Source organism: uncultured Phocaeicola sp. (genome assembly GCF_948499155.1).
Lineage (GTDB): Bacteria > Bacteroidota > Bacteroidia > Bacteroidales > Bacteroidaceae > Phocaeicola > Phocaeicola faecalis.
In genome coordinates this window covers 106,413-125,570 of sequence record NZ_CAOOSE010000008.1, presented here as the reverse complement: position 1 = coordinate 125,570, position 19,158 = coordinate 106,413, and the positions used below count along the sequence as shown (strand labels likewise).

Below are 19,158 nucleotides of genomic sequence, written 5' to 3'. Positions count from 1 at the left end.
CAATAAAACGATAGTATGATGGACGATGTGATGAAAATACATTTACTGATTGACAACGAAAGATACCCTTTAACTATTCGTCGGGAAGATGAACTGTTATATAGGAACGCTGCCAAACAGATTGATAATAAACTAAACAAATACCGTAGCCGTTTTCCTGATTTCAGCCCCACAAGGCATTGGGCAATGGCTGCGTTGGAATTAGCTTTTGAAAACATTTCTATGAAAGACAGAAATAATACTGAACCTTATCAGGAGAAGTTGAAAGAGCTGACGAAAGAGATAGAGCAGTATCTTAGTAAAAACGAATAGTTTAAATTTTTAAATTAAGGATATTCACGCACAACTTAACTGTCAAGAGAAGGGTTCTTGACAGAATGGTTGTGCGTTTTTTATTTATATAAATTAATAACAATGGTAACAACAGTAATAATAGCAATTGTGTGTTTCGCTGTAGGTGGTGGGTTATCATACATGCTTTTCAGATATGGCCTGAAATCGAAGTATGACATCATCATTAAGGAAGCACAAACAGAAGCTGAAGTAATCAAGAAGAACAAGCTTCTCGAAGTTAAGGAGAAATTCTTAAATAAAAAGGCGGATTTGGAAAAAGAGGTTGCATTGCGCAACCAGAAAATCCAGCAAGCCGAAAACAAATTGAAACAGCGCGAACTGATGCTGAATCAGAAACAGGAAGAAGTACAGCGCAAACGTACAGAAGCTGAAGCTATCAAGGAAAACTTGGAAGCGCAAATTGTGATTGTAGACAAGAAGAAAGAAGAATTGGACAAACTGCAAATGCAGGAACGCGAAAAACTGGAAGCACTGTCCGGTTTGTCTGCCGAGGAAGCAAAAGAACGTTTGGTGGAATCTTTGAAAGAGGAAGCCAAAACCCAAGCTGCCTCTTATATTAATGATATTATGGACGACGCCAAGTTGACAGCCAACAAGGAAGCCAAACGAATCGTCATCCAGTCCATTCAGCGAGTTGCCACAGAAACAGCAATCGAAAACTCCGTCACTGTATTCCATATTGAATCAGATGAAATCAAAGGTCGTATCATCGGCCGTGAAGGACGCAATATTCGTGCTTTGGAAGCTGCAACAGGCGTTGAAATTGTAGTGGACGACACTCCGGAAGCTATCGTACTTTCCGCATTCGACCCGGTTCGTCGCGAAATTGCCCGCCTAGCACTTCATCAGTTGGTAACAGACGGACGTATTCATCCGGCACGTATCGAAGAAGTGGTTGCCAAAGTACGCAAACAAGTAGAAGATGAAATCATCGAAACCGGTAAGCGTACCACTATCGACTTGGGTATTCATGGTTTACACCCCGAATTAATCCGTATTATCGGTAAAATGAAATATCGTTCTTCCTATGGTCAGAACTTATTACAGCATGCACGAGAAACTGCAAACCTCTGCGCTGTAATGGCATCAGAATTGGGACTGAATCCGAAGAAAGCCAAACGTGCCGGACTCTTGCATGATATTGGTAAAGTGCCAGATGAAGAACCTGAATTGCCACACGCACTGCTGGGTATGAAGATAGCCGAGAAATACAAAGAAAAACCGGATATTTGCAACGCTATCGGTGCTCACCATGACGAGACGGAAATGACCAGTTTGCTGGCTCCTATCGTTCAGGTATGTGACGCTATCTCAGGTGCACGTCCGGGAGCGCGCCGAGAAATTGTAGAGGCATATATCAAACGCTTGAATGACCTCGAACAGTTGGCAATGTCTTATCCGGGAGTAACAAAGACCTACGCCATCCAAGCCGGTCGTGAATTGCGTGTTATCGTAGGTGCCGACAAGATTGACGATAAGCAAACCGAAAGCCTGTCAGGAGAAATAGCAAAGAAGATTCAAGATGAGATGACTTATCCGGGACAAGTGAAAATTACGGTTATCCGCGAGACACGTGCGGTAAGCTTCGCCAAATAATATCGAATAAAACTGAATTTTATTTATACAGAGGATGTTTCATCAAAACTGGGACATCCTCTTTTCATTCCCCTCCAATACTCTCATGAAGTTACAGTCTCTTCCGATACTTTCCTTACTCTTCTTCTTTACTGCCTGTTCTGTACGAGAAGATACCTTATGGCTGCAAAAAGCTGAACAATTCTATGCAGACAAACAAATAGACAGCACCCTCACTTACTTAAACAGAATCGTACCCGAAGAATTAGGAGGAGAAGACGTTTACACCTATTGGCGGATTCAGTTCAGCGTCGCCCCCCAGCCTTTCATCCTGCATTCCTCTGAGAAAATAGAAAAGTTGTCCCAACATTATGAAAAGATGAAAGATACAATAAACTTGAGAGAGATAAACCACATAAAATACAGGCAATTCCTATACAACCAAGTATATGATAAAGCCGATTCCATGCTTCAAATAATCGAAAAAGAAGCCATCGTACAACAATGTCCCAAAGAGCTTGTACGCACTTATATCTATAAAACACAATTCTTTAAACAAATAGGAAGGGCAGATTCTACTTTGGCTTACATCAACAAAAAGATGGCAATAGACACCACCCATCTACACCTCAAGCATTATTATCGGGAAAAAGCCCAGACACTACTCGGGCTAAGAGAATTTGAAGTCGCAAAAGAAATGCTGGATTCTGCCAAAGCCTATGCCACAAGAGATAAAGATAGCGAATTCGCATATAGCCTTGCCAAAGAATACACCGACCTATATGTAGCTCAAAGGCAGTTCTCCGAAGCCCTGCAATCCTTACAACAGTCCCGCCGGAACATGAAACGCAGTGACATTCCTCTGCACAACATGTACAAAGCCCATGTTTATGAACTCATGCACCAGCAAGACTCCGCCTACTATTACTACAATCTGGTATCCCAGTCAAGCAATATATTCTTGGCAAGCGAAGCCGCACTACGCCTCTCTTATCTGTACGAGCAAAGCGGATCTCCCGAAAAGGCATTCCGCAAACATGAAAATGCTATTGCTTTCCTTCACAACATCTACTCAGCCTATAACAATCAGGCCAGTGCCAGCCAGTTTAACGAGCTGAAACTGGAAACAGAAATCAATGCATTGGAAATTGTACGCCAACGCCATATCAATCTCATATTGCTGCTCACATTCATCCTCTCAATGATTGTCACCGCTTTCTTGTATTATCTCCAATACAAGAAAAAAGAGGAAATGAAAAGAATCCTCCAACAGGAAAGCGAACGGCTAAAGCAAGAAAACAAACTACTGAAACAAGCGGAAGAACTAAGCGTCCTCAGAGAGAAGGCAAGCATGTTACGCGAAGAACTGCTTCGTAAGATGGAAGTGTTCAAAAAACTGCCCTCTTTGGACAACGATACGGAAGAAGATAAAAACAGTAATCGGCAAATATCATTAACAGAAAATGAATGGCGGGAAATAAGAGTCGTACTCGACAGTAACTATGACCATTTCACAACCCGCCTGAAACAGAAATTTCCCACATTGAGTATAGCGGACATTAACTTCTGCTGCCTGATAAAAATCAATGTCAGCCTACACGATATGTCGAACATTTACTGTATAAGCCGAAACTCTGTCAGCAAAAAAAAGCTACGCATGAAAGAAAAGCTCGGTATCACCTCCGATGAAGGAATTTCATTGGACGAATACCTGCAAAAGTATTAATTGTCCATCATAAAAGATAGCTAAACAGCTAATATACAACGATATAATATTCCATAATTGTCCATCACGATTTTATAATCAGATTCCTTTCATTCCTAACTTTGCGGTAAATTTTAAAACAACAAAGTATGAAACCACATTTATTTTTTGTGCTGGCTACCTTGATGATAACAGCCTGCAACAGCAAACAAAAAGAGAGCGACAACACAGCATCAGGCGATTCAAGAATATGGAACGAGCTGCCTACTGTGGCAGCCAAAGTGGAAACAAACGGAACCACCCTCATGGTATGCGATTGGACAGCCGTTAAAGATTCCATCCACCTGCCACTCAGTTATTTCATCGAAGATTTGGAAATTGTAAAGTTGGACAATAAGGACGAAGCCCTGGTAAGGAACAGCAGTGTAGTCGTATCAGACAACTACATCCTAATCCACTGTTCTCAAAACATACCTTTCAAATTATTCGACCGTAAAGGGAAGTTCTTGCGTAACATCGGCTCAGTGGGAAACGGTCCCGGAGAATACACTCAGGTAGGGCCTTTTCAACTGGATGAAAAACACAACCGCATCTACCTCATGCCATGGAATGCAACCAAACTCATCACTTACAATCTGAACGGAGAGTTGCAAAAAAACATTCCACTGATAGGTGAATCGGAAAAATGGGTACTCCCCAAATCCGTATTCCATGTAGACGGAGACAAAGGGCAAATTACTGTAGCCACACTGCCTTGGAAAAATAATCCAAGAATGATTTGGGTGCAAGACTTCGAAGGCAACCGCCTTGCCGAACTTCCTCCCATGAAAGAGATGAAGCCCGATTACAGCAACGACATTTACCATAACAACAACACGGAAGCCTTCGATTTCTCCTTTCTGGACTTTCATATAGAAAAAGCTGATACCTTGTATCACTACGACTATACCCAGAATAAGCTGCAACCGACCTTTACCATCCATTTTTCTAGTGGAAAAGCTCCAATTCACTGGCAATACGAATACCCGACTTGCTTTATTGGGACTGTTGTAGGAAAAATGGAGCAAACAGACAATCACGGCAGTAGCGAAACAAGAGAGCACCGAAACTTTATTGTAGACAAGAAGACGCTGAAAGGAGGATTATACAAAGTGTACAATGACTTTTTGGGAAACGGAGAAACTTTTTGGTTCGCAAGTTGCCGAAATGGGCATTATATTCGAAACATCGATCCCAACGTATTGAAAGAAGAACTGGAGGAAGCACTCAAGAAAACCGACCTGTCACCCGAAATGAAGGAAAAAATCAGCACACTGGCAGGCTCCATCCAAGAGAATGACAATAACTACCTGTTGATTGGCCGTATGAAGCAAACAAACAATAGCCATTAAACATGACCATAACACGACATGAATTAAAATGGCTGCCCAGCAATGAACAGCCATTTTAATTTATACTATCAGAAAGAATATCCAAGAGTCACCCAAAACGTATTTCGGAACGGACAGTCATCTGATGCAAACAGCCATGCAAAATCCAGATGTCCACCGTAGCGGTTCATTCCTGCACCTACTGTAGCAAAACTATGATCTCCTTTTTCCTTGTCTCCATAATGATAACCACCCCGAAACATAAAATGCTCCGCCAACGTATATTCTGCTCCGGCACTTACATTCACTGCCTCCACATCCGAAGGGGCCAAGCGATAACCTAAATCGGCTGTCACCATCAAGCGGTGCATCTGTGAAAACGGTAAGTCGACCGAACCGCCCACTTTAGCCATCATCGGCAGAGACTCACTGGACTTGGGATACTTTATCTTCGGTCCCAGATTGCTCACTTGTAATCCGGCAGTCCAACTCGCACCTTCCATCCGGGCTATTGCCTTCCTGTAAAATGCACCCAAGTCAAAGGCGACCGTACTTGCTCCCTGGTCGTTGCCTACCTTTCCCATATCCGAATAGATATAACGAAAAGTAGCAGATACGGAAAGGTTCTTAATTAACTCACGGGCATACCCCACTTCAGCAGCCAGTTCCTTCGGACGTATACTCTCCCCTCCGGTCTCAAGGGCACCTAACTTCGGATAGTTATAATAACGGAAACCCGCCAATATCACATTCTTCTCGTCTATCTTATAAAAACCTCCCAGCGTATGTAGCGAGTATCCTGACTGATAATCGCGCATCCATGGAGCATACGTATAAGAAGCACCACCCTGAGTATTCTTATCTGCCACAACAGTAGCACCATTCAAAAAGATGGCATTCTCATTGCCGGTGAGTGAAACACCTGCGCCAGCCAATGCAGCCGTACGAGCATCGGGCATAATAGTCAGAAAGTTGGCAGCTCCCGTATTGATAGCAGTTACTTCATCCTGCCCATAAGCACCGGCAACAAACATGCCCAAAGCTACTACACAAAATATTGTTTTCTTCATATTTTACTATTTCTTTCTTCTACCGGATTAATATTTAATAAAGTTTTGTTTCATCGTATGACCGTTGCATTGATATTCCATCGTGTAATATCCGGCAGCCAACTTGCTTACATCTATTGTTGTCATAGACATCGCCATCACTCCCCTCTTCGCATCAAGTACCTTCCCGCCCGTACTGTTATAAATAATGATACGTGCATTACCGGCCAACTGATAGTTCACCCAAAAGAGCAAACTTCCATCACTTACTTTATTGTTTTTCAAAGTCAACGTCGGTGTCTCATCCGTCACCTCAATATTCAATGCCGCAGCAGCGTCTACACAACCATAGCCAAGCTGTCCGGCATATTTCAGATTATAAGCATCTACATCATAGGCACTCTTGAAGAGTATTTCTTTCAGCCTATCAGGAGTAAATTCCCTCTCGCTCAATCCATATTTCTGAATAACCAAAGCCGCTACCCCCGACACCATCGGACAAGCCATAGAAGTTCCACTCATATCCCCATAAGAAGAATTATGAATAGTACTATACACCATCCCATTACCATTCAGGTTACCTCCTGGAGCCGAAATATCAATGTATGAACCATAATTGGAATAAGAAGCCTTCGTATAGTCCGGAGCAATGGCAGCCACCGACACTACCGGCTCATAATCGGCCGGAGAAGCCGTACCGGGGTTAGACACATTATCATTGCCTGCAGCAAAGATAACAATGCCGCCTTTCATCGGGCTGTCAGGCAACTGGTTACCATCATTGTCGCACCCGGCATATTTAATAAAATAGTCAATTGCTTCCTTATCCGCAGGATCAATATATGAGGTGCTGGTAGTGGTCGTATTGTATCCCCAACTGTTTTGACTGATAACCGCTCCATTATCGGCACCATATTTAATGGCCGCAGCCGTATTATTGGAGCCTACAGAGCCCAGCACTTGAGTACACATCAGTCTCACGCCACTTCCCGCAGTACCGTTTCCTCCTGCTATTCCGGCAATTCCCCTATCGTTATTTCCACTTGCTGCAATGATTCCCGCCACATGCGTAGCATGTTTCATGGGAGTTAGTTTGCCTGAATCATACATGAAATTATAGCCATTCACATCATCTATATAACCATTCCCGTCATCATCGATACCGTTTCCGGGGATTTCTCCTTCGTTCACCCATATATTATCCACCAAATCGGGATGGTTCACCTGGATGCCTCCGTCCATCACTGCAACAATAATACGGGGATCCCCGGTACATTCTTTCCAGGCATCAGACACCCGGATATCAGCACCCGGTTGTTGCCACGCCTCTGTACCCGGATTTTCCAGATACCACTGCTTGTCAATAAAAGTATCATTGAAATCAATGGCACGCCAAACCGGTTCATTCATACCCAACGATCTCACCTTCACAATAGGTGCAGCTATTTCTATCCCTTCCAGAACCGAAACCTCACCGGCCGCACGCGCCACAGAAACATCCTCCGAATACCAGACATCATACCATAAATGCAATCCCTCACGGCGTGTACGTTCTTCATATTTTCCAGCATGGGGAAAAGTACGTTCCATGCGGGTTATTTTCAATGCCGATGCAGAACGGCCTATCATTTTAATTCGTGCAGATATACCGCCGTCAGCGCTTCGCTCACTCAAATTTCCGGCAGGTTCCTCTTTCAGTTTAATGCGCATACGTCCCTGTACAACATCATTTTCAGATAGTCCCAGCTCAGCAAGATTTATTTCCGGCCCATTGTCCGGCAGACTGACCTCTTCCTCCTGATGACAAGAATAGAGGAGAGAAACAGACAGCAAGAATGGAATTATTCTTTTCATTGTATCTTTTTTATGTATAATAATCTACGATAAAACTTATAGTTGGAAGTTGCAAATATATGCTTTTTTCTTCATTCTTACGACTTTACCTATCAAAATAAAATATATAGTATAAAATTAGCGTTATGACTACATCAATCATAACGCTAATAGACACTTAAATAAAAACTCCTTGCAGAAGCCTAGCCCCCAATCATCTCTATTTCAATTCAAACAATACTTTTGATTTAATATCTATTGCCGAAGTAGCGACTATCGCTTCAAACTTGCCCGGTTCTGCCACCCATTTGTGACGGCCATCATCAAAGAAACTCAATGCCTCTTTACCGATGGTAAATGTCACTTCCTTGGTTTCTCCCGGAGCCAATCTTACTTTACTGAAACCTTTCAATTCCTTAACAGGACGAGGCAAAGATGATTTCAAATCACTGATATAAAGTTGTACCACTTCCGAACCTTCCCGACTGCCAGCATTGGTAACAGGTACAGTGACGGTCAGCACTTCATCTTGTCCCATGACCTTCTTGTCGGCTACAGCTTTTCCATATTTAAAGGTAGTATAGCTCAATCCATGGCCGAAAGGGAATAATGGTTTTGTCTTTTCTTTATCGGCCCAACGATAACCCACAAAAATACCTTCATTGTATTTTTCATCTAAAATGTTACTTCCATCCGTTCTGAGCACACCCGGATATTCCCCCAATTTATGTGCACCGATATCTTCTAAAGAAGCAGGGAAGGTAAACGGCAACTTGCCGGACGGATTCACATCACCTACCAATACCGAAGCAATGGTATTGCCCGCTTCCGTACCCAGATACCATGCCTGAACAATGGCCGGGACTTCCTTTACCCATGGCATAGCTATCGCATTGCCCGAAATATTCACAACTACCAAGTTCTCATTAGCCTGTGCTAACGCAGCAATCACTTTATCCTGCCCATACGACAAACCAAGTTCCTTACGGTCTGCATCTTCACAATCCTGATGTGCACTTTTGTTCAGACCACCGATAAAGATGACATAATCCGCATCTTCAGCCACCTTTACAGCCTCAGCTATCAGTTCTTCCGGAGAGCGGTTGTCTGCCAGATTCTGACCGGATTTCACTCCGTTATATTCTCCTGACGGATCACCCACATAGCCACGTGCATAAACCACTTCCACCTTGTCTCCTACTCTTTTCTTAATTCCTTCCAACGGAGAAAGTTCATATTTAACTTTCAGTGAAGAGCTTCCCCCTCCCACAGTCATCATTTTTATGGCATTCTCACCGATGACAGCAATCTTTTTGACTTTGTTCAAGTCGACAGGCAGCACATTGTTGCGGTTCTGCAACAGTACGATGCCTTCCTCGCCAATATGACGGGCAGCAGCAAAATGTGCCTCAGAACAGAGAGAACCATAGGGACGGGTTCTGTCCATAGTTGTACGATAGGCCAGACGAAGGATGCGTCTTACTTTATCATCAAGTTCCTTTGTTCCTACTTTGCCTTCCTTTAGAAGTTTCAAGTAAGGATGTGCCAAATAGTAGTTATCATAAGCATTACTGGCACCATTCGACAATCCGTTTGTCCAGCTACCGAATTCCATATCCAATCCGTTACGGACAGCTTCTTCAGTATCATGTACACCGCCCCAGTCGGAAACCACAACACCGTCAAACCCCCATTCTCCTTTCAGAATATCATTCAGCAAATATTGGTTATGACAACCGTGCTGATTCTTATAAAGATTGTAAGAGCCCATGATAGACCAAGCTTTTCCTTCCTGTACAGCTGCTTTGAAAGCCGGCAGATAAATTTCATACAATGTACGATCATCTACAATAGCGTTTGTGGTGTGGCGGTTCACTTCTTGATTGTTCAATGCATAATGTTTCACACATGCAGCTACTCCGTTTTGTTGTACTCCCTGTATATAAGGCACGACCATCTTTCCTGCCAAATAAGGGTCTTCCCCCATATACTCAAAGTTACGCCCATTCAGCGGAGTACGGTAAATGTTCACTCCGGGACCTAACAGTACGTTCTTGTTACGATAACGCGCCTCTTCACCAATACTTTTTCCATAGAGCAAGGACATTTCAGGATTCCAAGTAGCTGCCAGACAAGTCAAAGCCGGAAAAGCCACACACGAGTCATTTGTCCAGCCGGCTTGCTCCCATTCGTCCCACAACACTTCGGGACGGATACCATGAGGACCATCTGTCATCCAAAATTCAGGAATCCCTAAACGGGGCACACCCGGAGAAGAAAATTTGGACTGAGCATGAGTCATTGCTACTTTTTCTTCCAAAGTCATGCGACTGAGTGCATCTTCTATTCTTTCCTCTACAGGTTTTGTTTCATCCAAATAAATGGGGGTAGTCTGCGCCCGTACCCCACTGATAAGTGTCAGGGTCAGCATACCCGATACTATTATTTTCTTCATAATTCTTCTTTATTTAATTTTTACTGTCTTTGCCGTTAAATGATAATTTAGCTTCGTAAGAGCGGGTTGAATCCGCCCCTGCCGGTTAATAAACTCCGTTTTAGACAACTAACATTCAAAGTTTACTCTTCAATCTGCAAACCCAGCGAACGGATATAGCCCACTTGCGGCACACAATTTTCACATTTACTGTTTTCTATAAAATCAATCATCGCCTTCTTCATCAATTCCTGGTCGGGACGTGCATCCCGTATCTCCTTATAGGTGCTGCGCGGTGCTTCCGAGAAGGCAATTATCTGTTCCCAATTTTCGGGAGCTTTGATGCCCATGAAGCAGGAACCATCCTTTTTCTTGTAAGGCCAGAAAGTATAACCAATGTTGTTTTCCTCCATCACCTTGCAAAAGGCAGCCTGCCATTCATCAGTATTATGTCCTATTTCACCCATATACATCGGCAGGTTCACGCTATCACGGAAATTAATGATTTCCTGAATTGCAGCCTTGGTAGGTTCTCCACCATAACGGTGACAAGTGTACATCAATTTATCATCATATCTGGCATCCTTAAACGGTTTAAAGTTACCATTCCACTGCGAACCACCTATCAGGATAATATGGTTATTATCCACTTCACGGATTGCCTTTACCGCCCGTTTGTGCAGAGGTTCGAGTTTGGCATTCAGTTCCTCCATATCTGCAAAATAAGGTGCAATAGGCTCATTTATCAGTTCATAGCCCAGTATCACCGGCTCATTTTTATAATAATCGGCTATCTTGCGCCAAATATTACAGAACAACTGCTGACTGGACTCACTTTCGAACAGCCAAGGATATCCGTAGCTGTCATCAATATTATCTCCGGTCTGTCCACCGGGAGCATCGTGCATATCAAGAATGAGATACAGCTGATTGTCACGGCACCAGTTGACCACACTGTCCACACGGGCAAATCCGTCCTGATTGGCTTTTAGTCCCATATAGTCTTCTTCTGTAAAGAGTTTGTAATGGAAAGGAAGACGGATGGTATTGGCGCCGGTTGAAGCGATGAACTCCACATCCTTGCGAGTAATGTAGTTGTCCTTGAACTGCTTCCAAAACTCATCCACAAAGTCCGGTCCTACCATCTGGCAGAACATCTCATCGATGAAACGCCCCGAATTGGTTTTGTTGAAACCAAACATATAGCCTTCGGGATTCAGCCAGTTGCCTAAATTAGTACCTTTAATAAAAAGTTTGCTTCCATCCGGCTGAATCAAATCCTGTCCTGACACACGTACAAATGATTCAGGAGCTGGCACAAGTTCATCTGTCTGTGCCTGTTTTTGTTGACATGAAGCAAACATTCCTGTCAGCAAAAATGCATAAAATATATTTTTCATACCTATCAAATTATTAATCAATCACTTCTAAATCAGCAGAAAGTCCCTCATCACTGTTTGTTCCCAACCACAAAGTGAACTCACCCGGTTCTACGACTTTCTTCATATCTATGTTCCAATATGCCAAATCACTCACAGGCAAATTAAAAGTCACCGTTTTTGTCTCACCCGGCTGCAATGTCACACGCTGGAAACCTTTCAGTTCTTTTACGGGCCGGGTGACTGAACCTACTTTGTCGCGAATATACAATTGGACGACTTCCGTACCTGCATATTCTCCTGTATTGGTTATATTGACAGAGGCAGTTAATGTCTCACCGGTTCTCAGCTTATCAGCAGACAAGTTTAGCTTATCGTAACCGAAAGTAGTATAGGACAATCCATATCCGAAGGGAAACAAAGGACCAAAACCTGCATCCATATAAAAAGAGCTACACCCCAAAGATGTTTGTCCTGCTTCCACCGGAATGTCGTCAATCAATGTTTCTTTGCCACTCGGCGCACGTCCGGTATGATTATGAGCATAATAGATAGGTGACTGTCCCACCATCTTCGGGAAAGTAACCGGAGTCTTTCCACTTGGAACCACTTTACCAAACAAAATATCCGCCAAAGCAGGACCGCCCATTGTGCCCGGATGAAACGAATAAAGAACAGCGCTGGATTCATTCACTTCCTTGCCAATGGTCAGCGGGCGTCCCGCCATTACAATTGTTACCAGTGGCTTGGCTGTTTTAGACAAAGCCTCTATCAGTTCCTGCTGCGCTCCACGCAAATTCAAATCGGCCAAGGAATGCGCCTCTCCCGAAAGAATGGCTTCCTCACCTACAAAAGCCAGAACCACATCAGCACGACGGGCGGCAGCGACTGCTCTGGCAATGCCTTCCGTACGTTTGTCGCGGCTATACGCCAATCCCGGCTCATATATTATTTGTACTTTCTCCCCATATATTTCCTGCAATGCCTTCAACGGAGTCTGTGTGTACTCCTTTTCACCATCGAACACCCATGTTCCCAACTGGTCGTGCGGTGCATCCGCCATCGGACCGACAACAGCTACCGTGTGGACTTTCTCGTTCAATGGCAATATTGCATTATCGTTCTTCAACAAAATGACAGACTGTTCTGCAGCCTCTTTCGCCTTCGCCAAATGCTCCGGTGCATATTTCACAGTCTGTTCTGTCACCACGTATGGATGATCAAACAATCCCAAACGAAACTTCAAGCGCAAAATATTGCGGACTGCATCATCAATGGCAGCCTCAGATACTTTCCCTTCTTTAACCAACGCTTCCAGATTTTCAATGAAAGCACCGCTTACCATCTCCATGTCCACCCCGGCATTCACCGCCTTTTCCGCTACTTCCTTACGATCTTTGCAGAACCCATGAGGAATCATTTCAGTGGCCGAGGCCCAGTCGGTCACCACCATACCGTCATAGTCCCATTCATTACGTAGCACCTCTTTCAATATAAAGCTATTCCCGGTAGAAGGCACTCCGTCATTATCATTAAAAGAAGTCATAAAAGTGGCGCATCCCGCCTTGGCAACTGCCTCGAAAGGTGGCAGATACACATTACGGAGCAGACGCTCGGGTATAAATGTCGAATTATAGTCCTTTCCAGCTTCCGAAGCCCCATAACCTACAAAGTGCTTGGCACAAGCTGCTATGGAAGTCGGAGCCTTCAACGAATCTCCTTGAAAACCTTTTACCATGGCCACTCCCATGACAGCATTCAAATAAGGATCTTCACCGCAACTTTCCGCCATACGCCCCCAACGGGCATCACGAGACACATCAATCATAGGAGCAAAGGTCCAACGGATGCCATCTGCCGAAGCCTCAACAGCGGCCACACGTGCACCGTCCTCCACAATCTGCGGATTGAAAGTCGCCGCTTGTCCTAGCGGAATAGGAAAAATAGTCTTATATCCGTGAATCACATCACGGGACATCAAAACAGGGATACCCAAGCGTGATTCTTTCACAGCAATTTCCTGTACTTTATTTACTAACTCGGGATTGGTCAGATTTAAAAACGAACCAACTTTTCCCTCTCTTATCAATGCGGCCATTTCCTCAACATCCCCATTCGGACTCAACTGATTCATCTGACCGACTTTCTCCTGTAGGGTCATCTTGCCCAACAGTTCATCCACTTTCTGCTCTATGACGTTTTCTTTCCCTCCTTGCTGTGTACAAGCAAAGAAAGGCAACATAAGCAAACAAGCCGAAAATAATTTCAAATGTTTCATGGTATTCTCTTAAAAAAAGGGGATATTCCAGCAATCAAATCTATCAAATTATCAACAGTGGAATATCCCGCATCCTAACTATATATTACCTATTAACCTAACCAGTCATAACAAAAATCAATATTCATTTTGTATAATAGTGCCTTTAGCCGCTTCTATTTCACTCTGTGGAATAGGAATGTACTTCTTAGTCGCTGTCCAAGCTTCGCGTTCCGGCACAGCCGTACCAGTAGTTTTCCACTCTGTTTTCGCACAAGTCCAATACAGTTTACGACCATCCTTACCTTCAGCATAATTGTTCTTATTTCCTTCTCCTTCAAAGAGTTTTGCCGGAAGTTCAGACTTCGGAACAAGGATAAACTTATCATACTGACCACCCTTATTTTCCTGCATATCACTATTCTTCACCCACTGTAATTTTCTAAGTTTATTAGCCTCAGGTATTCTACCGGCACCTTTAGCCAATACAGAAGCAGCTCTATCAGTGCGGACAAGATCAAAATAACGCTTACCTTCACCGACAAATTCATGACGGCGTTCTTCCAAGATATTATCAACACTTACAGGCTTTTGTCCCAAACCGGCACGTGTACGCACTCTATCGAAATAATTTTGTGCAGCACTGTTATCCCCTGTAGCCAAAGCCAACTCTGCCGCATTCAATAAAGTCCCGGCAAAACGATAGAGGTGAAGATTATTGGTCCAGTTCATGTTATTTGCTCCGACATATCCTTCATTATAACCAGGACGAGCCTGATATTTACGAAGATTGATACCAGTCTGCTGATAACGTGATCCGTAAGTAACGACCTTACCTACTTTCAGCATATCCATCGTATATTGTTCCAAATTAATCAACGCAATATCACGACGGAGATCACCCTCCTCAAACGACTCATAACATTCTATAGATATAGGAGCAAAACCCCATCCTCCGTCAAAGAACTCTGCATTCTTTCCTGTATTGGTATTATCGCCCGTCGTATTATAATTCAAATCGGGAATAGCAATCAAAGTCGGCATAACCGTACCTCCTGTAGCATTTGCGCTTCCCCAGTCACGCTTTCCTCCTTGAGACACATAATTCACATCAAGAATAATTTCACTGCTCCACTCATGTGTATTGTCAAACAAAAAATCGTAGTCGGCACCGACCACCAAATCATATTTTTGAGAATCAATAATGTCTTTCATATAAGACAAAGCTTTAGCATAGCGAGACTCATCTTTCTGATACATCACATAATCAGCGAAAATCATCTCGGCAGCAGCCTGTGTCATACGCCCTTCCTGACCGGATTCACGCTTCATGGGAAGAACCTTAGAATCAATTACCTGTTCAAGATTTTCAATAATTGTATTATATACTTCCGTTGCCGACTTCTGCTCTGCAATATAAGGCAACGTAAGATTCTCCATATAAAGAGGTATATTACCCCACAATTTCCATAAGACCAAATAATACCAAGCACGAAGTGTACTGCCTTCAGCTACAAAAGCCTTGCGTGTAGTTTCATCCAAAACTTCGCAACCATTGGCATTATCAATCAAACGGATGGAACGGTTGATTCCGGAATAAGCTGTCGTCCATGCACCACCGATTGTATTCCGAGGGTCTGAACGAAACTGGGAAATCAAATGTATTTGCCCTTGATCGGAAGTTCCACTACCACCTACATAAAGATCATCTCCCATAGAATCCCAAACAATATTCAGCGGAGCCCAACCGCCAAAATAATCGAACCATTGCATAGGATGGTAAGCAGCAACTGCAGACTCAAGACAACGTGCCTCACTATTATAGTATCCATCCAACGGAAGTTTGCTTGAAGGTTCTTCCGTTAAAAAGCTATCACCGCAAGAAGTTGTTCCCAACATCAGAGCTAAGGCAACAAAAGTATATAATTTATTCTTTTTCATATTCTTCAATCATTAAAATATTAGAAATTAACATTTAGACCCACTGTAAAAGTACGAGCCTGCGGATAATAACCACGGTCGATACCCGGCAAAGCATCATTAGCCAACTCGGGATCAAGTCCTTTGTAACTTGTAAGCGTCAGGAGGTTTTCAGCTGCCACATAAAAGCGCAATCTTGAAATAAAGACCTTACTTGTCAAAGAAGAAGGTAATGTATAACCAACTTGAATATTCTTAATACGAGCATAATTCCCATTATGAATATAGAGGTCAGAGAACCATCCCCAGTTTCTATTGGTATCCTTATCGTCAAATCTAAAACGAGGCATCGTAGTACTGTGATTTTCTTCTGTCCAACTATTGGCAAACTCAGCAGGCAAGTTTACATAATTACAATCCAAACGACGAGTTACATCAGCGATTTTGCTACCCAGTGCACCCGAAATCAACATATTAAGATCAAATCCTTTATAAGAAGCATTGATATTCCAGCCAAAAGTCCACTTCGGATAACCATTACCTATATTATGACGGTCTGAATCATCAATCTTGCCATTCTTATCCCAGTCCACAAAACGTACATCGCCTGCCGCAGCATTTTTGCCGTACTTTTGGTTGTATTCGGCAGCCTCTGCATCGCTCTGGAAAATACCATCTGTGCTCCAGCCATAAAAGAAAGGATAAGGCTGTCCGTTTTCTGCACGACCCACATCTCCAAGTTGGTGTACATTACCCATAGCCTCAAAACCATCGGCATTACCCAAGTTAGTCAGCTCATTCTTCAAGTAACTTACATTCAGAGACGTAGAGAAGTTAAAGTTTTTTCTGCTCAATTTATAGCCTGCTTCAACTTCGATACCCGAATTCTTCATAGAACCGACATTACCCCAAGGTTTAGATTCACCCAAATAAGACGGAACAGCCATTTCCTTCAACATTCCATTGGTTTTCTTGACAAAGTAATCAACCGTGAAAGTGAAAGAGTTATTCAAAAAGCCAAAGTCCAAACCAGCATCGTATTGTTCTGATTCTTCCCATCTCAAATCCGCATTCGGGGTACCGGTCGGTTTTGTTCCCAAAATAATCTTCTCACCACCATTTGCACCGAAAGCATAATTATTACCGGTAGATACATTAGCTGTATAACGGAAATTACCGATAGCTTCATTACCATTCTTACCCCAACTCAAACGCACTTTTGTATTGGTCAGCCACTCGGGACGTTTTTCCATAAAGGGTTCGTTGGTCAGATTCCAGCCTAAAGAAACTGATGGGAAAGTCCCCCACTTATTATTTGAACCGAAACGAGAAGACCCGTCACGACGTACAGTAACCTGCAACATATAACGTTCGGCAAAGTTATAACTCAAACGTCCGAAGTAAGAAGCTAAAGAATTGGGGTCACCGGCACCGCCATAAATAGCCATACGACCATCCGACTGCAAGCCAGTAGCAAAGTCTATATTTGCCTTATTACCCATATATTCAGGTAAATCATAACGGTTACCTCCTAACTGACGGCTGGTATAACGAGAGGCTGACTGACCGAGTACAATATTGAATGAGTGCTGATTAAATGTTTTATCATAAGAAAGAACATTTTCAACCTGCCATGTATAACCGCGATTCATCTGAGACCATACATTAGAGTCTTTATTAGTAGACTTCTGATTGTAGTAAGTCGGCTGACTCCATCCGTCATTTCCCCAAAAGGCCAAATCAGAACCCCAAGAAAACTTATAATGCAAATTATCCCAGATATTGAAATCCATAGAAAGATTAGCTATAATCTTATCCGAATTGTTTTTTGTTCCTTCATCTCCAGAAAGAAGAGCCAACGGATTACCCAATTCATTGAAATCTGTCGGAGGTAGTTGCAATAAACGGCCGGTCTTCTTGTCACGGATAGGCTTACCGAACACACTATAATCCCAAGACTGTGACAATTCACTTTCATCATCGGCATACACCGCCATAGTAGGATCCATAAAAAGAGCATTACCCAGTACAGAACCGGTTAAAGAACCATTGATTCCTCCTTTACTTTCCACACGGGAATAAGAAGCATTGACATTAAACTTCAAACTCTTAAGCCAATTGCGAGTTTTACTTTCATCAAACACTGTATACTCTGTATTTGAACGAAATGACCAACGTTTGTAATTGGAACGTCCATAATCACCACCCACAATACCTTCCTGATCATAGAAGCCCATGGAGAAATAATACTTCACACGTTCCGAAGCACCACTCAAACTAACCTGATGATTCTGAACCGGAGCATTATCATTGAAAAGGACATCCTGCCAATCGGTTCCGGCACCGAAAGATTTAATCTGGTCTACCGAATAACGATCAGGTAATCCTGCATCCGCATTCGCCCGGTTCATCAATGTAGCATACTCTGTTGCATTCAGCATATCACGCTTTCTCCAAGCAGACTGCCATCCGAACGACATATTGTAAGATACCTGCACCTTGCCCTGTTTTCCTTGTTTAGTTGTTACCAATACCACACCATTGGCAGCACGAGCGCCATAAACAGCACCGGAAGCGGCATCTTTCAATACCTCAATAGATTCAATATCAGAGGGGTTGATGTTGTCCAGTCCGCCACCAAGAGGCATACCATCTACAATGTATAACGGATCAGCAGTGTTAATAGTACCGATACCGCGAACACGAACACGAGTACCTGCCCCCGGCTGACCATCACCGGCAATAACCTGTACACCTGAAGCCAAACCTCTTAAAGCATTATCCATACGCACCGGGGATGTCTGTTCCAATGTTTCAGAGTTTACTTTGGCGATTGAAGCTGTTACGACACTCTTTTTCTGAACGCCATAGCCCACTACGACTACTTCATCCAATGTCTGGGTATCTTCTTTTAAAATAATATTAAGCGGAGAAGAGGACGGTTTCACTGTTTGTGGAAGAAATCCTACGAAAGTAACTTCAATAGTCGCATTTCCAGCTACGTTCTGCAAGACAAAGTTACCATCGAGATTGGTTATCACTCCATTTGTTGTTCCCTTGACCAATACACTTGCACCGATAATTGGTTCACCGGTTTCATCTTTCACGATTCCTTTCACGGTTAGTTGCTGGGCAAACACTCCGATTGAAAAGAAAAAAAGCAAGCACCCTATCAATGACATTTTTTTAAGTGCCTGACTTGAATCAGATTCTTTTTTCATAAACTAAATTATTAAAGTTAACACTCTTTTTGTTCTTGACTTTCGTCGATGCAAAGGTAAA

11 protein-coding genes are annotated in these 19,158 nt (G+C 43.1%); 4 read left to right on the top strand and 7 right to left on the bottom strand.

The genetic code is table 11. The features are described from left to right. Window positions 1-18: 18 nt before the first annotated feature. The 4 genes from QYT14_RS08320 to QYT14_RS08305 all read left to right on the top strand — a co-directional run bounded on the left by QYT14_RS08320 (window position 19) and on the right by QYT14_RS08305 (window position 5,025). Window positions 19-312: a cell division protein ZapA gene (locus QYT14_RS08320; protein ID WP_237039810.1), complete on the top strand. Its 294-nt coding sequence runs from the start codon at window positions 19-21 to the stop codon at window positions 310-312. A 102-nt stretch (window positions 313-414) separates the two neighbouring features. Further along, on the top strand, window positions 415-1,950 hold the full coding sequence (rny, locus tag QYT14_RS08315) for a ribonuclease Y (protein WP_237039741.1): 1,536 nt from the start codon (window positions 415-417) through the stop codon (window positions 1,948-1,950). Between the two features lie 85 nt (window positions 1,951-2,035). Continuing rightward, a complete protein-coding gene (locus QYT14_RS08310) occupies window positions 2,036-3,655 on the top strand; it encodes a hypothetical protein (protein WP_288324961.1) in 1,620 nt (539 codons plus the stop codon). A 128-nt stretch (window positions 3,656-3,783) separates the two neighbouring features. Further along, window positions 3,784-5,025: a 6-bladed beta-propeller gene (locus QYT14_RS08305; RefSeq protein WP_288324960.1), complete on the top strand. Its 1,242-nt coding sequence runs from the start codon at window positions 3,784-3,786 to the stop codon at window positions 5,023-5,025. A 68-nt stretch (window positions 5,026-5,093) separates the two neighbouring features. Here the strand turns inward: QYT14_RS08305 and QYT14_RS08300 are convergent, their stop codons facing one another. From QYT14_RS08300 to QYT14_RS08270, 7 genes are all read right to left on the bottom strand, one after another. After that, entirely contained in the window at window positions 5,094-6,074 is a 981-nt protein-coding gene (locus tag QYT14_RS08300; RefSeq protein WP_288324959.1) for a PorV/PorQ family protein, read from the bottom strand. Window positions 6,075-6,101: 27 nt separating this feature from the next. Then, a complete protein-coding gene (locus QYT14_RS08295; protein ID WP_288324958.1) occupies window positions 6,102-7,907 on the bottom strand; it encodes a S8 family serine peptidase in 1,806 nt (601 codons plus the stop codon). A gap of 199 nt (window positions 7,908-8,106) precedes the next feature. After that, window positions 8,107-10,341, bottom strand: a complete 2,235-nt coding sequence (locus QYT14_RS08290; protein ID WP_288324957.1) for a glycoside hydrolase family 3 C-terminal domain-containing protein — start codon at window positions 10,339-10,341, stop codon at window positions 8,107-8,109. A 122-nt stretch (window positions 10,342-10,463) separates the two neighbouring features. Continuing rightward, complete coding sequence (locus QYT14_RS08285; protein WP_288324987.1) at window positions 10,464-11,684, bottom strand: glycoside hydrolase family 5 protein; 1,221 nt, start codon at window positions 11,682-11,684, stop codon at window positions 10,464-10,466. Window positions 11,685-11,733: 49 nt separating this feature from the next. Further along, the gene (bglX, locus tag QYT14_RS08280) at window positions 11,734-13,977 is read right to left on the bottom strand and encodes a beta-glucosidase BglX (RefSeq protein WP_288324956.1); all 2,244 of its coding nucleotides are present in this window, start codon (window positions 13,975-13,977) and stop codon (window positions 11,734-11,736) included. A 117-nt stretch (window positions 13,978-14,094) separates the two neighbouring features. Then, window positions 14,095-15,897 carry a RagB/SusD family nutrient uptake outer membrane protein gene (locus QYT14_RS08275; protein WP_288324955.1) on the bottom strand — a complete coding sequence of 601 codons (1,803 nt, stop codon included), beginning with the start codon at window positions 15,895-15,897 and terminating at the stop codon, window positions 14,095-14,097. A gap of 20 nt (window positions 15,898-15,917) precedes the next feature. Then, window positions 15,918-19,097: a TonB-dependent receptor gene (locus QYT14_RS08270; protein WP_288324954.1), complete on the bottom strand. Its 3,180-nt coding sequence runs from the start codon at window positions 19,095-19,097 to the stop codon at window positions 15,918-15,920. Window positions 19,098-19,158: the final 61 nt, after the last annotated feature.

What these genes read in the sequence shown, in the direction of transcription:
- QYT14_RS08270 (WP_288324954.1), bottom strand. Translation starts at nt 19,097, where the DNA reads ATGAAAAAAGAATCTGATTCAAGTCAGGCACTTAAAAAAATGTCATTG.
- rny (WP_237039741.1), top strand. Translation starts at nt 415, where the DNA reads ATGGTAACAACAGTAATAATAGCAATTGTGTGTTTCGCTGTAGGTGGT.
- QYT14_RS08295 (WP_288324958.1), bottom strand. Translation starts at nt 7,907, where the DNA reads ATGAAAAGAATAATTCCATTCTTGCTGTCTGTTTCTCTCCTCTATTCT.
- QYT14_RS08305 (WP_288324960.1), top strand. Translation starts at nt 3,784, where the DNA reads ATGAAACCACATTTATTTTTTGTGCTGGCTACCTTGATGATAACAGCC.
- QYT14_RS08300 (WP_288324959.1), bottom strand. Translation starts at nt 6,074, where the DNA reads ATGAAGAAAACAATATTTTGTGTAGTAGCTTTGGGCATGTTTGTTGCC.
- bglX (WP_288324956.1), bottom strand. Translation starts at nt 13,977, where the DNA reads ATGAAACATTTGAAATTATTTTCGGCTTGTTTGCTTATGTTGCCTTTC.
- QYT14_RS08290 (WP_288324957.1), bottom strand. Translation starts at nt 10,341, where the DNA reads ATGAAGAAAATAATAGTATCGGGTATGCTGACCCTGACACTTATCAGT.
- QYT14_RS08310 (WP_288324961.1), top strand. Translation starts at nt 2,036, where the DNA reads ATGAAGTTACAGTCTCTTCCGATACTTTCCTTACTCTTCTTCTTTACT.
- QYT14_RS08285 (WP_288324987.1), bottom strand. Translation starts at nt 11,684, where the DNA reads ATGTTTGCTTCATGTCAACAAAAACAGGCACAGACAGATGAACTTGTG.
- QYT14_RS08275 (WP_288324955.1), bottom strand. Translation starts at nt 15,897, where the DNA reads ATGAAAAAGAATAAATTATATACTTTTGTTGCCTTAGCTCTGATGTTG.
- QYT14_RS08320 (WP_237039810.1), top strand. Translation starts at nt 19, where the DNA reads ATGGACGATGTGATGAAAATACATTTACTGATTGACAACGAAAGATAC.